Origin of the sequence: Bacillus norwichensis (genome assembly GCF_014836955.1) — a bacterium.
In the GTDB taxonomy this organism is placed as follows: Bacteria; Bacillota; Bacilli; order Bacillales; family Bacillaceae_C; genus Siminovitchia; species Siminovitchia norwichensis.
This window is the reverse complement of the sequence record NZ_JACSPV010000008.1, coordinates 1-14,682: the sequence shown is the minus strand read 5'-3', so window position 1 is coordinate 14,682 and position 14,682 is coordinate 1. Positions and strand designations below refer to the sequence as shown.

11 protein-coding genes, 1 tRNA gene and 1 pseudogene are annotated in these 14,682 nt (G+C 38.8%); 6 read left to right on the top strand and 7 right to left on the bottom strand.

The features are described from left to right. The coding region (locus H9631_RS06420) for a hypothetical protein (protein WP_191811092.1) at positions 1-475 on the top strand (475 nt) is incomplete at its 5' end. A gap of 28 nt (positions 476-503) precedes the next feature. Here the strand turns inward: H9631_RS06420 and H9631_RS06415 are convergent. The 3 genes from H9631_RS06415 to H9631_RS06405 form a co-directional block, all read right to left on the bottom strand. After that, positions 504-1,316, bottom strand: a complete 813-nt coding sequence (locus H9631_RS06415) for a S1 family peptidase (protein WP_191811090.1) — start codon at positions 1,314-1,316, stop codon at positions 504-506. Positions 1,317-1,388: 72 nt separating this feature from the next. Further along, complete coding sequence (locus H9631_RS06410; RefSeq protein WP_191811088.1) at positions 1,389-2,951, bottom strand: multicopper oxidase family protein; 1,563 nt, start codon at positions 2,949-2,951, stop codon at positions 1,389-1,391. Between the two features lie 168 nt (positions 2,952-3,119). Continuing rightward, entirely contained in the window at positions 3,120-4,619 is a 1,500-nt protein-coding gene (locus H9631_RS06405) for a DHA2 family efflux MFS transporter permease subunit (protein WP_191811086.1), read from the bottom strand. A 169-nt stretch (positions 4,620-4,788) separates the two neighbouring features. Here H9631_RS06405 and H9631_RS06400 point away from each other — a divergent pair, with 169 nt between their 5' ends. Continuing rightward, positions 4,789-5,670, top strand: a complete 882-nt coding sequence (locus H9631_RS06400) for a TetR/AcrR family transcriptional regulator (protein WP_191811084.1) — start codon at positions 4,789-4,791, stop codon at positions 5,668-5,670. 276 nt (positions 5,671-5,946) lie between these two features. Here the strand turns inward: H9631_RS06400 and H9631_RS06395 are convergent, their stop codons facing one another. Continuing rightward, complete coding sequence (locus H9631_RS06395) at positions 5,947-8,388, bottom strand: PBP1A family penicillin-binding protein (RefSeq protein WP_191811082.1); 2,442 nt, start codon at positions 8,386-8,388, stop codon at positions 5,947-5,949. A 609-nt stretch (positions 8,389-8,997) separates the two neighbouring features. On the opposite strand from H9631_RS06395, the gene H9631_RS06390 reads away from it, so the two are divergent. Further along, positions 8,998-9,732 carry a polysaccharide deacetylase family protein gene (locus tag H9631_RS06390; protein ID WP_191811080.1) on the top strand — a complete coding sequence of 245 codons (735 nt, stop codon included), beginning with the start codon at positions 8,998-9,000 and terminating at the stop codon, positions 9,730-9,732. A 498-nt stretch (positions 9,733-10,230) separates the two neighbouring features. On the opposite strand, the pseudogene H9631_RS22290 reads toward H9631_RS06390, so the two are convergent. From H9631_RS22290 to H9631_RS06380, 3 genes and pseudogenes are all read right to left on the bottom strand, one after another. Continuing rightward, a pseudogene (locus H9631_RS22290) lies at positions 10,231-10,404 on the bottom strand (MFS transporter); the annotation flags it as partial. A gap of 59 nt (positions 10,405-10,463) precedes the next feature. Next, the gene (locus H9631_RS06385) at positions 10,464-10,778 is read right to left on the bottom strand and encodes a hypothetical protein (RefSeq protein WP_191811078.1); all 315 of its coding nucleotides are present in this window, start codon (positions 10,776-10,778) and stop codon (positions 10,464-10,466) included. Positions 10,779-11,122: 344 nt separating this feature from the next. Then, positions 11,123-11,491, bottom strand: coding sequence for a DUF4259 domain-containing protein (locus tag H9631_RS06380; protein WP_191811076.1), 369 nt, complete (start codon positions 11,489-11,491; stop codon positions 11,123-11,125). Positions 11,492-11,648: 157 nt separating this feature from the next. Between H9631_RS06380 and H9631_RS06375 the strand changes: the two genes are divergently transcribed. The 3 genes from H9631_RS06375 (at position 11,649) to H9631_RS06365 (ending at position 14,482) form a co-directional block, all read left to right on the top strand. Further along, positions 11,649-11,731 (top strand) — tRNA-Leu (locus H9631_RS06375). A gap of 391 nt (positions 11,732-12,122) precedes the next feature. Next, positions 12,123-12,746 carry a DUF6241 domain-containing protein gene (locus H9631_RS06370; RefSeq protein ID WP_191811074.1) on the top strand — a complete coding sequence of 208 codons (624 nt, stop codon included), beginning with the start codon at positions 12,123-12,125 and terminating at the stop codon, positions 12,744-12,746. Between the two features lie 281 nt (positions 12,747-13,027). Then, the gene (locus H9631_RS06365) at positions 13,028-14,482 is read left to right on the top strand and encodes an alpha/beta fold hydrolase (protein ID WP_191811072.1); all 1,455 of its coding nucleotides are present in this window, start codon (positions 13,028-13,030) and stop codon (positions 14,480-14,482) included. Positions 14,483-14,682 lie beyond the last annotated feature (200 nt).

The following is a 14,682-nucleotide window of genomic DNA, read 5'->3' as shown; positions in this document are numbered from 1 at the left end:
GATTAATCTTGAAACCAATATTAATAACGTCGAAGGTAAGCTCTCTGACAAAATGATTAATCTTGAAACCAATATTAATAACGTCGAAGGTAAGCTCTCTGACAAAATGATTAATCTTGAAACCAATATTAATAACGTCGAAGGTAAGCTCTCTGACAAAATGATTAATCTTGAAACCAATATTGGCAACGTCGAGGGTAAGCTCTCTGACAAAATGGTTAATCTTGAAACCAATATTGGTAACGTTGAAGGTAAGCTCTCTGGCAAAATGATTAATCTTGAAACCAATATTAGTACCATCGAAGGTAAGCTGGACCAATTAATCAAAAAGGTCGATGATTATCATATTGAAAACATAAATGCTGACAACATCCTTATGCATGAAATAAGGACAATGCGTGAAAATGTTATCTTTGTAAATCGTAGAGTTGCGGATGCAGAGCTTGAATTGAACGCTTTAAAGCAACATAAATGAACTATACCGCCTTTAAAGTTCCATCGATTCAAGTTTTTTCATGTTCAAGAAACAGTCCAATCGGTACAAAGAGACCGACTTTCCCATATCCCTCATACTTCATAGTCGCAAAAACCACTCCTATGACCTGGCCATTTTCATCAATCACTGGACTCCCGCTGTTTCCATGATAGACTGGAGCTTTCATCATTACGACGTCATAATCCCAATCACGTAAACGAATGGAATCAATAATCACTCCTTCGTTCACAATACCGTGGAAATAAAGGGGGTTTCCGATGAATTTTATCTGCTCATCCACGGGAAAGTCCGGATGTTCCTCCAATTCTAAATAAGGCAAATATTCGCCATCGACAGTAAGTAAGGCTAAATCGATTGCTTCATACGTCTCAGTCACTTGAGCCTGAAAGACTCCGGCTTCTGGAAAGTCCACCGTCACATGCTCATGGCCTTTAATAACATGATAATTTGTTAAAATTTCCCCATCACTTGAAATAGAGAATCCCGTTCCTTTACTATCACCAGCAGCAATTGTAACAACTGATTTTTTATATTCTGTCACTTTTTTATCCGTTGACAGGCGGGCCGATGCTGCCAAGAATTCAATCGCAGGTATCGAATAAATTTGAAAAACGAAGGAAAAGGTACTGAATAAAAATACACTGGAGATCAGCCAAAACAACCATCTTGGAAAACGCCGAGATGTCTTCTCAGACTGTTTTTCAAGAGAAGCTTTAAACAAGGCATCTTCCTGAGCCTGACGGACAAGCTCCTGCATTTCTTCTTCATCGATTCTTTCAATTAAATCACCATCGACATCTTTCTGCTCTTTTTCCTCCATATCCATCACACCCTGATATAACTTGTCCACTTTATTGTAGCACAAGGATAGGGCACGTGAGACATGCCCTCATCATGATTTTTCCTTCTCTATTACTTTCATTGGCCGCATCATGTCATAATCTTCATGTTCCAGTATATGGCAGTGCCATACATATTCACCGGGATTTTCCGTAAATTTCATAATAACACTTGTAACCATCTCCGGCTCGGCTTTCACTGTGTCTTTCCAGCCCTTTTCATATATTTTAGGCTCAATCGGGGGACCTGTATATTGAATATAGCCATCCTGGTTAAAGCGGTCCAAGTCAAAAGGTGTCCTATGCAAGATTTTAAATTGGATCAAATGGACGTGCATAGGATGAGCAAAATTTGTGACGTTAACAAACTTCCAAACCTCCGTATCGCCAATAACAGGCTTTTCTGTAACAGGATCATGCCACATTCGATCATCCAACAACAGCACCGGTCTTTTATATTCATCTTCGATTGTATCAAGTTTCAATAATCTAGTTTTATCAGCCTCGTTTTCATCCAATATTTCATCATCTGAAATGAGTACGCTCGGTATTTCGCTTGAATCGATCCCTTTTGAAGGAAGAAGCACATCGAAACGCATAATCACTCCCATATTCCCGTCATCATTTGTATTTTGCAAAGTAATTCTCTTTCCTTTATGTTTGGAGAAATCAATGATCACTTCTGAACGTTCGGCAGGTTCTAATGGAAGCTCTGTCAGCTCAACAGGTCTTTCAATCAATCCACCATCTGTAGCAATTTGATAGAAAGTCCGCTCATCCCCTAATCTTAAGTTATAGGCACTTGTATTAGATCCGTTTAAGATCCGAAAACGGTATTTGCGAGGTTCGACTGTTAATTTCGGCCAAATCTTCCCATTAACCGTTATCGTATTCCCAGCAAAAAACGGTTGAACTGAAGGATTGACTGGAGCTGGGGGAGTAGTGTTTTCGGGGTATTGCAGCGAACCATCAGAATTGAACGATCGGTCCTGAATCATTAAAGGGATATCATAATTGCCTCTAGGTAATTTCAAATGCTCTTCCACCGGATCCTCAATCAGATAAAAACCCGCTAAACCAGCGTATACATTCAGTCTTGTAATGCCAATCGCATGATCGTGATACCATAGAGTTGACCCCATTTGTCTGTTTGTATATTCATATACTTGGCGCTTAAAAGTCGCTCCCGTTTCGGCAAAATCTCTTGAAAACCAAGCCTCAGGATGGCCATCGCTTTCCCAATCGACATTCGCACCATGTAAATGGACAACTGTCCGAACATCAGGGGGACCAGCCGATTCATGTAGCGTTCGGTCAATTGGCAATAGATGTTTTCTTGGCAGTTTATTTTCCCACCGCACATAGATCTTTTCATTTTTCCGGACCTTTATTGTCGGACCAGGCTGCAATCCATCGTATCCCCAAACCGTTGTCAGAGGAAAAGATGAATGATACTGGTGCTGAATTTGTTTCATTGCGATTTCATAATACGGACTCCCTTTCACTACTCCCCTTGGCCTGGCGACCAAAGGAATCGAAAGTTCATCTACGAATTTTGGAATGGTATCTGGATTGGACGGATCAACCTTCTTTCCGTTTTTAAATTTAGTATTCATTTTATCACTTCCCAACCTATGATCTCCTTTTTATTGTATGTGAGTAAATCGTTGAGGTAAGGGACAGATGTGGAGAATCAAGACACTTTTCATACTCTGGAGTTGAGACAAAAAATAAGAGATGGTGAGCTAAGCTCTGATCCACCTCTTATGCTTTAAAATATTATTTTATTCTGTTTGAGCTTTCAACTTTGCAGCACCTGCAGTCTCAGCCTTTGGAGGAAAGACGCGCTTCATAAACAAAGCCAGAACGAGAGCTACTGCAGCAATAAAAGTTGAAACGAGGAATGCGTAAGTAATTCCTCCAAGTGTTGCCTGTTGTGCTAATTCTTTCATTACAGTCGGGTCTTGCAGTGACTTGCCGGCGGCGGCGGCGGCCTCAGCAAGCTCAGTACCTTTTGTTTCCAATTTATTATTCATTACTGTAACAAGAACCGCAGTGCCAATCGCCCCGGATATTTGCTGCAAAGTATTATTCATAGCAGTTCCATGAGGGTTAGCAGACATCGGAAGCTGATTCAATCCATTCGTCATGACAGGCATCATAACAAGAGACATTCCTAGCATACGAACCGTATAAAGGAGCATGATATGATAAAATCCGGTGTCTACATCAAGCTGATGGAAAAGATAAGTTGTCACCACTGTAATCGTAAGTCCGATTGTTGCCAGGACCCTTGCCCCATATTTATCGAACAATCTTCCTGTAATCGGCGACATGATCGCCATTAAGATGGCTCCTGGAAGCATCAACAGCCCTGCATGGAACGGTGAAATTCCCCTTACTGTCTGAACATAGATTGGGGTTAAAATCATTCCGGAAAACATAGAGGCAGAAACCACAACCATAATGACAGAAGACAATGCGAACATCGGGTATTTATAAATCCTAAACTCAAGCATTGGATCCTTCATTCGAAGCTGGCGAAGAATGAAAATTATTAGCGCCACTACTCCAATGATGATTGTTCCGTACACTTCCAAAGCTCCCCAGCCCTTATCACCGGCTGTACTGAATCCATACAGGAGAGCACCAAAACCAATGGTTGATAAAATAAGTGAAAAGACATCCACTTTAATATCGCGATTTGGAGTAATGTTTTTCAATTTAAAAAACCCAAGAATCAAAGCCAACGCTGCAAACGGGAGGATAATTTCAAAAAGCGTGCGCCAGTTATAATGCTCAACAATCCAGCCCGAAAGTGTCGGCCCTATGGCTGGCGCAGCCATGATGACAAGTCCGAACATCCCCATTGCGGCCCCTCTCCGTTCAACAGGAAACGCTGCAAGCATCACATTCATCAAAAGCGGCATCATAATCCCTGCCCCAGAAGCCTGGATCATTCTTCCTGCTACAAGGACACCAAAATGTGGTGCATACGCAGCAAGCGCGGTTCCTAATGTAAACAACGACATAGCCGTCAAAAACAATCTCCTGTTAGTGAACTTTTGAATAAAAAATGCACTTGCCGGAATCAAAATACCATTAACAAGCATATATCCATTTGTAAGCCACTGAACAACAGCCGGCTTCACCTCAAATTCCGCCATAATGGTCGGGAGCGCAACGTTCAGCAATGTATTGTTCAAAAAAGCTACAAACGCACCAAAAAACAGGATGGCTATGATGCCATACGGCGGTTTCTCATGCAGTGTTTCCTTATCCATTTTTTCCCCTTCTTTCGCCTTGAAAATCGTTCATACATAATTTACTTTTCACATTTTATACTCTGTGTTCAACTTTTGCAATAAAAAAATCCCCCAATTCTATAAACCATTGATAAATATAGGAATAAAAGCTAATATAAAGGTATACTAAATGTCTAAAGGTGATTGAATGAATGACCGGAAACACCGAGTTTTATTAACCGCTCAAAGGCTCTTTGTCAAAAAAGGCTTCGCTACTACTTCTGTACAGGATATATTAGATGAATCTCATATTTCCAAAGGTACATTTTATAATTACTTTTCATCCAAAAATGAGTGTCTCATGACAATCCTAAGTCATGCGCAAGAAATTACGGATGTTAGAAGAAAAGAATTAATGATAGGAAAAGACCCTTCAGATAAGGAGATTTTCGCCAAACAAATTGCAGTTCGGATGGAAATCAATCGCGAACATCAATTGATTCCTCTTTTTGAAGCAATATTCCACTCCAAAGACCCTGAATTAAGGGACTTTATCAAAAAGCACCATATGGCAGAGCTGGCTTGGCTTTCTCGAAGACTCGTTAACCTATATGGACGAGAAGCAGAGCCGTATGCATTGGATGGCGCCATCATGGTCGTAGGCATGTTCAAGCATTTCATAAATGTTTGGGTTTCTTCCTTGAAAGAGGAAATCAACTTATTCAAACTAATTAACTTTATCCTTTGCAGAACAGATGCCATTATGCTTAATATGATTCAAACGGGAGAAAAGCTGCTGGGAGACCGTATATATTTGCCGGATAATGAAGTTCCATACGAAGACTTTTGTACAAAGGAAAAAATACTTGAAAGATTATCATTTTTTTCAAACTCGCTTGAAGAAGAGCCAAAAGGGAAACAATTTGCTGACTTTTTGATAAATGAAATTCAATCGGACCATCCGAGAGTTCATTTAACAGAAACCGTACTCAAAGCTTTCGGAGGGGCGTTCACAAGCACCCCTTTGGAAATAGAGGCAAAAGAATTGGCATTTTCCATATCCAACTTCATGAGTGCACTACAAGAATAGGGCCACATAAAAAGCTCCTAAAATGAATCAGCCAAAGAAAAAAACGATTTTTTCCTTCGGCTGATTTTGCATTTTGTCCAGCTTTTTTTTCCATCAGTTACGACGGAAACCTCTTACTCTCGTTCTGACTGCTTACCATTTAGGATAGAAATCTTTTGCCACTGGAGGATCGTTCCTGTTTTTAATGAGAGCATCAAAAAACGGGCACTAGGCCCGTTCTAATCTTACTAGACATCCGCTTTTTATAAGTATCGTTTCAATGCTATCAAATTTTTTTTATTTCTTATTTTCGTCTTCCCTATTCGGGGATGGGCTCTGCCCCGCTGGTTGACCTTTATTTGGGTCAGAGCCTCCTCCTTCTCCTTTCGGTGGGGTATCCTTATTTCCTGGATTTCCTTTACCTTTTTCCCCTTCAGAATGACCATTATTGGTGCCATCTTGATCTTTGTTTCCTTCAGAAGGCTGAGTATTGTCATCGTTTGGATTTTCTTCTTCCGGATTTTTCACCTTACTGTTATCAGGCTCTTTCTTTTCTTCATTTTGCTCAGGCTTTTTTTCCTTTTCCTTTGAATTTTCGTCTTCCTCTTTCTTTTCCTGCTCTTTTTCCTCCTCTACTTCCTCTTCTTTTTCTTCCTCCGCATTCTCGTCAACCTCTTCTTTCTCCTCAGTAACCTCTGGCTTGTTTTCTATTTCATTCTTCTTTACCGGTGGCTTATTAATGATGACGGGCCTTCTTTCAGGGGCAGTTCCTTTGACAAACAATTCTACCCAATTTCCGATTGTCATTTTTTCAACGGATGACGGCATGGTAAAGTCTGGTGTTTCAACCCCTTCGGAAACCTCTGACATAATATGCTTGAAAATTAATTTGGCATTGTGGGAGTCCTCCATACGCACAAAGCTATCCTGACCAATCTTATCGTACCCTGTCCATACGGCTGCGGTATATTGAGTCGTATATCCCGCAAACCAGGCATCTGTTACTCCATATCCATAGATATCATCAGGCAATTCGTTAGTACCTGTTTTTCCTGCTAAAGGAAGTCCCGGTATATTGGCCATATCTCCAGTACCTGCTGTAACCACAGTCTTAAGCATATCTGTGATCATGTAAGCTGTATAATCACTCATCGCCTGAACTGATTTTGGCTGAAGATTTTTTTCCTTTCCATCCATATATACTATCTTGCGGACAGTATGCGGCTCATTATAAACTCCTTCATTCCCAAATGCTGAATAAGCTCCAGCAAGCTCAAGCGGAGATACACCATATTCAAATCCACCAATGGCGTAAGACGGAAATACCTCATCCAAGTGAATGCCAAGCTTTCCGGCAAATTTCTTAGCTTCATCAGCACCCACTTCCTGCATTGCTTTGATGGCAGGAATATTGTACGACCATTGCAAGGCGGTTCTCATAGAAACATTACCGTGGAACTGGTTATCCCAGTTTTTAAAGACCTTGCCATTTAATTCAATTTCTTCATCATTAATTTGTTCATATGTGGACCATTTCAGATTTTCTATTACAGGCCCATAGGCCATAATCGGTTTTGCTGTAGAACCTGGCTGCCGTTTCATTTGGGTAGCATAGTTGAAACCCCTTTGTACCTCTGTATTTGACTCACGGCTGCCGCCAATTGCTCGTACTTCGCCTGTCTTCGTATCTAAAAGTACAACCCCCGCTCTGAACTGATCATCAGGATAAGCAATATAATCATCCGTCTTTAATACTTTATCAGTAATCTTTTGAGCCTTTGGATCAAATGTTGTATAAATTTTGAGCCCTTCTGTGTAAAGCTGGTCCTCTTTAATCCCTTTTTCCTTCAACTCCTCTATAACTCTGTCCGTGAAGCTGTTATATGTATTTTTCTTTTTCTTTTTCTTGAGCATTTCTTTTACCGGAATCGACTGGGCTTCCTTTTTTTCCTTTTCCGTAATGAATCCATGCTCTTGCATCAAAGAAAGTACGAGATTCCTCCTATCTTCGGCAAGCTTCGGATGTTCGTAAGGATTATACCCACTCGGTCTTTGCGGCAATCCTGCCAACAGCGCTGCTTCACTTACATTTAAATCTTTGACAGATTTTCCGAAATATACATCTGCCGCTGTTGCAACACCATATGCAGCTTCACCGAAATATACCTTGTTTAAGTACATCTCTAATATTTCTTCTTTTGTATATTTTTTCTCTAATTTTAAAGCGAGATAGGCTTCCTGCACTTTTCTTTCAAGCGTTTTTTCCGGGGATAAAAAAGACATTTTTACGAGTTGCTGTGTGATTGTGCTGCCCCCCTCAACTCCGAAACCTTCTTTAATATTTGCAAGTGCTGCGCCAGCTATCCGCTTGACATCAATACCATGGTGCTCCCAGAAGCGCACATCTTCGACAGATACAAAGGCATTCTGTACACTTTTTGGGACTTGATCCAACGAAGCTTTTTTTCGATATTCCTCTCCCGCAACATCCATTATCTTTTTGCTATTCATATCGTAGATAGTGGATGACAATGGCGAGTTTAGCTGCTCGGGATTTAATTTGGGCGCTTCTTTTACGTACGCAAAAGCAGTGTAGGCAAAACCCCCGGTAATCAAAGCCGCACAAATGAAGAATACCAACATGGTACGAATGGCTAGACTCCGGAATTTCCCTTTTACGTTTGGTTGTTTTGCTCTCTCTTCTTTATATTGTCTTCGGCTTGGATGACTCTCCCCCATGACCACATTCCCCCTAATATGTAATCATAACAATGAATGAATACCCGAAAATCTTTTTGTCAAACCTCTAAATGAAAAAAGATTTTTAAAAGCGATTATGAACAGAACAAAAGTATAACATCTTTATCTGTACATAAAAATAAAGGTCAAGCATCCTTTTACCTCCTTGCAAAAGCTTCCCTCCCCGCGAATCCCTATTTTACTCACTTTCAAATGAAATTCTTGTCGGATTACGGAATATTTTTTGAGATATTTTTCAACTTTTTTCGAAACATGCTCCAATCTTCCATGAGGATGAATTTATCAAGCTCCGCCTGATAAATCTCGTCTGAAAACCGGTGCATCCGCTGGAAGCTTTAGCTCCATTCAGTTTGAAAACACGCATTGAATGGAATAGCGATATGCATCTATCGGAGACTTCTGCTGAATGAAGTTTTAAATCAGATTGGTAGATAACAGATAGTGCCTTTCCTGAAACACTTTTCATTATTGTTCCTTACCGTCATCAATCGTCCTTCAATCAAACGGAATTTCTCAAACATGTATAATCCTTGCGGTTCTACAAACTCTACTCATAAACCATCGTATGAAAAGGATGAAGAATTCCAAGTGAGATATATTAGGTTATTACCCTGTATGCTTCTGATATTCATCAATTTCCTTTACAGCCCTTTTCAGGAAAATGCTTTTGCTATACAGCAGCCTATACCCAATAAGAATTTAGAAAGAGCACTAATCAAAAAAGGTCCCTCAACAAAATACGAAATCGCTTTGACATTTGATGATGGGCCGGATGATATTTTTACACCTAAGATTTTGGATATACTCAAGGAGAAAAAAGTAAAGGCCACCTTTTTTCTGGTGGGATACCGAATTGAAAAATATCCTGACATCGCTAAACGAATTGTACAAGAAGGCCATACAGTGGGAAACCACTCGTATAATCACCCTGACTTCCTACAAATGAAAGAAGCAGATTTCCAAAGGCAAATTAACATAACCGACAAGTTAATCTCCTCTTTGACAGGCTCTGCCCCCACGATCGTGAGGCCTCCCTATGGGCAAATCAATGAGAAGCAATTGGAGTGGTTAACTCAAAATAAAAGAGTCGTCGTACAATGGGATGTTGATTCTATTGATTGGAAAGGCTTAAAGTCTGAAGAGATTGTCAACAATATTCTCTCTCGCGTGAGACCTGGATCCATTGTTTTACTTCATTCTGGAACTGGAGCAGGCGGAGATTTATCGGGAACTGTACAAGCATTGCCCACAGTGATTGATGATTTGCGAAAAAAAGGATTTAAACTTGTTACCGTGCCAGATTTGCTTGATATTCCACAATAGAGGTTAAGAGACTCCTCTGGTTATATACCGTGAGGGGTCTTTAATGTTGAGACATTAAAGAAATGAGATATTCAGAAAATGAAGTGGAATGGGGTTTAAAGGTTTCTCCTAAAGAGGAAGAGTATTTGTAACCATTTCAGAAAGCTCCATAAAAAGGTTCATCTTCATTAACCTGATCAATTAATTTTATTCTCTTCATTTAAACCACTGATTTGAAAGGCATCCTTTTTATTATCATAACGAGCAATCAATGATACTTTCCTTCAGTAACTTTTATAAAAGTATAGACCGTGGCTACGCCTCTAACATCCCCATTTTTTCATGCATGTACCTTGTTGTTCCAGAACAATATGTTGCCCCATAGCTAGACAATGGAGTAAAAAGTTTAAAAATTATCGCAGACTTTCACTATCCGAAACAAAAAAACCGCAGAGAAAAGTAGCATTTTCTCTACGGTTTGACTCTTTGGAAAAGCAGTTCTTTCTCAAAGAGAGAATTTTAACGTAAACCCTTCATTTGTCTTTGAATCAAAGGAGTGACAAGGACTAAAATGATTCCCAGCAATATGGCACTGAAACCGATGATTCCAAAATATAACATTTCCGTTTCAGGTCGATAAAATTTTACAATCTGCGCGTTTAATCCTTGAGCTGCATTGGAAAGAAACCATAAGATTCTTTACTTAGTCTCTCTCTGTTTCTCCTCAGTTATTCCAACCGCAAAAAATGCTCTTATAATCCATCATTAAAAAGATAAGCTTCCTGTCCTAAATCCTTATATTGTATAGCCCCATCAAAAAACCTTGATCTCAGCGCTTCATCAATAGATGGATCTTTATCATTACGACAGATAGCAATTCCGCTGATCGACTGAAAAACAGCACCATAACTGAAATAGACGACATCTTTATCTGCAACAATAAAAGTGTGCACACCTGCAGACTTGTTTAGCTTATTCATTTCCTGGATAATATTTCCTGGGAAAAGTGACTCAAGTTCCTCCAGTACTTTCCCCTCATCGTAAGCTTCGAAAATGGCATTTGCCACAGCATAGAAATCATTTTTATAAGGTTCGAATTGATTCTCTTTTTTGATTGCAGGAATGAAAAAAAGGCTGAAAGTTATCACAAGGAAAGTGCGATGGCAAGCAGCTTTCTATTACTGACTTTTTCTTTTATACTTTAAATAAAAATAATGAGCAGCCAAGATACGGGAAATATAAGCACCATCATTATCAGAAAAGAAAACAACATGGCTAGTAAAGGATCACCTGCTGAGAACTTTTAACAAAATTAGAAATGGAACCATGATCCAGCCAATATCCTCTCGACCATAAATCAATAACACAATGATACCAATAAAGAGTGTGATTAAAATGGAAATAACCAAAGTCATATTTTTAACTTGAAATTCATTAGTTTTTGCTTCAGATCATTCAAGTTTTTTTCCCGTTCCTCATATCCTCCATCATCTGCTTCTTCCCATAATTCAAGATCAGCACCTCTATTAATCAGATCAATCGTTTGAGCACGAATATGCTCCTGAAGACAATTTTTATCCATTTGAACAGCTGCAAGTCCAATGAACACTAAAGACATTATCTCCAAGTCGTCCTCAATACTAAACTCATCCAAATAGCCTTCCAAGATTGCGCGGCCTGCTTCTTCGGCAGATTGTCCTTCATCCAAATAATCTAGAAAATTATCTCTTACATCACAAGTAGTATCATCATCGAATACCCCTGTTCCCCAAGTACCCATATTCCCCATTCCCATCCGTTATTTTGAATTAGTGCTCTCCGCGTCCATGATTTCTCACGGTAATAATACTATAATATCTTATTATATTTCTAAATCACTTTTAAAAAAGTTATTTTGTTTTTATGAAAATATGTTATAATATTGAAGTTGGTTTTTAGCCGTGGTGGCGGAAAGGCAGACGCGCTAGATTCAGGTTCTAGTGTCCGAGAGGGCGTGTGGGTTCGACTCCCACTCACGGCATTATTAATTCGATCATATCAAGGCTTCTACAATGGTAGGAGTCTTTTTTGTTGTTCAAAATATTGATAGATTTTTTGAAAGAGATGAGATTTGAAAAAATCATAAATAAATCTACCAAAATTGATGAGGCCAATCAAATATTACTATGATATTTTTCAAGTACTAACGAAATTTGACCTCAACCAAAAATGAATTGATCTGATTGAAAAGATTTTTCCCCAAATACTGTAAGGGAAATATCGTTAATAAGCTGCATTTAATTAAATGGTTAGGGCGCTACTTATTTTCTCCTTTCAATTGGAAGCTCATTTCCATTTCCCTGTATTATAATATTTAGATTTGTTATAATATTATTTCAGTGAAAAAGTAGCATTTTATTAGGAGGTTCCTAATGTTTAAGAAAATTGTAGTCAAACTGTTCGTTCTAATTATTGTAATTGGAGGTATGATTGCTTGTTCACCGAAAGATGATACAAATATACCGACCAATAAAAACAATGCAGAGCTTAATAAGGAGCCTGAAGCAGAAGAAAAAGTTCCAGTTCAGAAAATCGACAACTATGTTGCTAACGAGGAAGAGTTAAAGCATGCTGCCGAGGTCATGGGAGAGGTCAATACTGAAGAAGATTTAGCCTCAGTAATGATGACTATAGCTTTACAGAAAGTTGAGCTCCAAGAGAATGAAAACTTTGAGATAGCTGGAACAGTATCTCCTTCTAGGCCCCAATTCACTAAAGGCAATATAGCCTTTATACAAAAGAACGCCGAATCTATAAAAGCGGATACTGCTTTAGAAGAAATCTTGAATAAATGGAGTCAAGGAAATTTTGACGATATCGTTGAAGACTTTATACTAGCAAGAAATATTTTAAACGGACAAGATAAACATGATGGATACAAAATCCAAAAGAGGTCAAAAGAAGAGGAAAACAGATACATTAAGTACTTTTATGGAGACAAAGGATTAAAATTAGATGAAGAACAATGGAGATATCATGAAAAAGTTGATTTTTAAGATCAAATCAAAAAAAAATAGAACAGCTACTGATCAACCTTCCTTAGCATATGATATGAATACTAGCCCCTGTCTAAACCTGCTTTATCGCCAACAATTCTCACGTAAAGAACTCGTAACCCTGAGGAAGAGGAAACTCTTCCTTTTTTTGACCGATTAAAACCTCTCTCCTTCTCATCTCCAAAAATTTTAATTTAGAAAGTTATTGTTTTCACTTATAATGTTTTATACAATTTTTATGACCAAAATTTAAATTTTAGTCATAAAAGAGGGGTGAAAACATGGCTAAGGGATTTAGTGAAAAAGAGAAAATGTACATTAGGGAAAGACTTTTAGATACAGCAGAGGAATGCTGGTCTATATATGGCTTTAAGAAAACGACCGTAGATGAGCTAGTAAAAAGAGTAGGTATTTCCAAAGGAGCCTTCTACCTATTTTTTCAGTCAAAAGAACTTCTCTTTTTTAACGTGCTTGAGCGGATTGACATGCGTATTAAAGGAGAAATGCTTGAAACAGTAAAGTCTTCAAACGACAATCCAAAACAAGTATTTATTCGAACAGTGTACACTGTTTTTTTAGAGATACAAAAGAATCCATGGATCCTGGGACTTCAGAACGGCGATTACGAGCAAATTATTAAAAAAATCCCTGGAAATGAAGTGAAGAGTCATTTACTAAAGGATAAAGATGCAATTTCAAAGATTTTAGATCACTTTAATATCGAGTATGACAAAGGCTTTGTAGCTTCAGCTTTAAAAACAATATTTTTTACACTGCTTCATAAAAATGAAATTGGTCATGAGCATTTTGATCAAGTAATCAGATTGTTGATAGAGGGGCACTTTTTGACAGGAGACAAAACAATGAAGAGCATATATAAAGATCCAGCGGGCAAGAAAAGAATTCTTGAACTCTATGATAAAATGCAAAATGAACTGGATACAAAATTTGAAAGCAACTACGTCGAAACCAGATTTGGAAAAACCCATATTCTCGTCGGAGGGAATCCAGATGCAGAACCTCTGATTTGTTTTCACGGTGGAAATGTGGTCAATCCTATCACATTAAAGTGGTTTGAGCTTCTTGCAGCAAAATACCGAATCTACGCACCGGATACGATCGGCCATCCAGGCAAAAGTGACGAGACCCGCCTACAGCCAAGGTCGAACGAATATGCCCAGTGGACTTGTGATGTTATGGATAGCCTTGGCCTTCAAAAAGCTAAATTCATTGGTCCTTCCTATGGAGGCGGAATCCTCATTAGACTGGCTGCCTATGCACCGGAAAGGATAGAAAAGGCGGTGCTGCTTGTACCATCAGGAATTGCAAACGGCAAAATCTCGAATATGATGAAAGAAATTCTTATACCGCTTGCCATTTATAAAATGTTTCCCAGTGACAAAAACTTATACAAAGCTTGCCAGGGTATGTTTGATACAGAAATAGATCCTGAGTTGCTTCTGCAAATAAAGTATGTTTATGATTATGTTAAACTTGAAACCACATTTCCAAGCTATGCCACCAAGGAAGAGCTGGAAAACTACAAGGCTCCCACTCTACTCTTTGCAGCCGAGAATGATGTGTTTTTCCCCGCTAAAAAAGTAGTGCCAAGGGCAAGGAACATTTTCCTTTCATTATCTAAAACCGTCACCTTAAACAATGCAAGCCATTTTCAAAATGACAAGAACTTAAAGATAATCATAGAAGAAATTGAAAAATTTTTCAGCGTTCCTTAAGCCCACTGTAGCTGATGGGCTTTTTTGTGTATCAAACATCTGCATTCTCTCGAATTATTACTATATCAAAACTTAAATACAGCTGTTATGATGATTCAAAAAGGAGCAGATGAGGATGAAATTTTGGCTCTCTGTCAAATGTGGTGGTATTATCCACCCATATTCTTCTTAGATCCGTGGCCTAGGCCACGGATCTAATT

Bases quoted from the DNA above. Each gene is read 5' to 3' on its own strand.
- H9631_RS06400 (WP_191811084.1), top strand. From the start codon at position 4,789: ATGAATGACCGGAAACACCGAGTTTTATTAACCGCTCAAAGGCTCTTT.
- H9631_RS06370 (WP_191811074.1), top strand. From the start codon at position 12,123: ATGTTTAAGAAAATTGTAGTCAAACTGTTCGTTCTAATTATTGTAATT.
- H9631_RS06380 (WP_191811076.1), bottom strand. From the start codon at position 11,491: ATGGGTACTTGGGGAACAGGGGTATTCGATGATGATACTACTTGTGAT.
- H9631_RS06365 (WP_191811072.1), top strand. From the start codon at position 13,028: ATGGCTAAGGGATTTAGTGAAAAAGAGAAAATGTACATTAGGGAAAGA.
- H9631_RS06395 (WP_191811082.1), bottom strand. From the start codon at position 8,388: ATGGGGGAGAGTCATCCAAGCCGAAGACAATATAAAGAAGAGAGAGCA.
- H9631_RS06410 (WP_191811088.1), bottom strand. From the start codon at position 2,951: ATGAATACTAAATTTAAAAACGGAAAGAAGGTTGATCCGTCCAATCCA.
- H9631_RS06405 (WP_191811086.1), bottom strand. From the start codon at position 4,619: ATGGATAAGGAAACACTGCATGAGAAACCGCCGTATGGCATCATAGCC.
- H9631_RS06415 (WP_191811090.1), bottom strand. From the start codon at position 1,316: ATGGAGGAAAAAGAGCAGAAAGATGTCGATGGTGATTTAATTGAAAGA.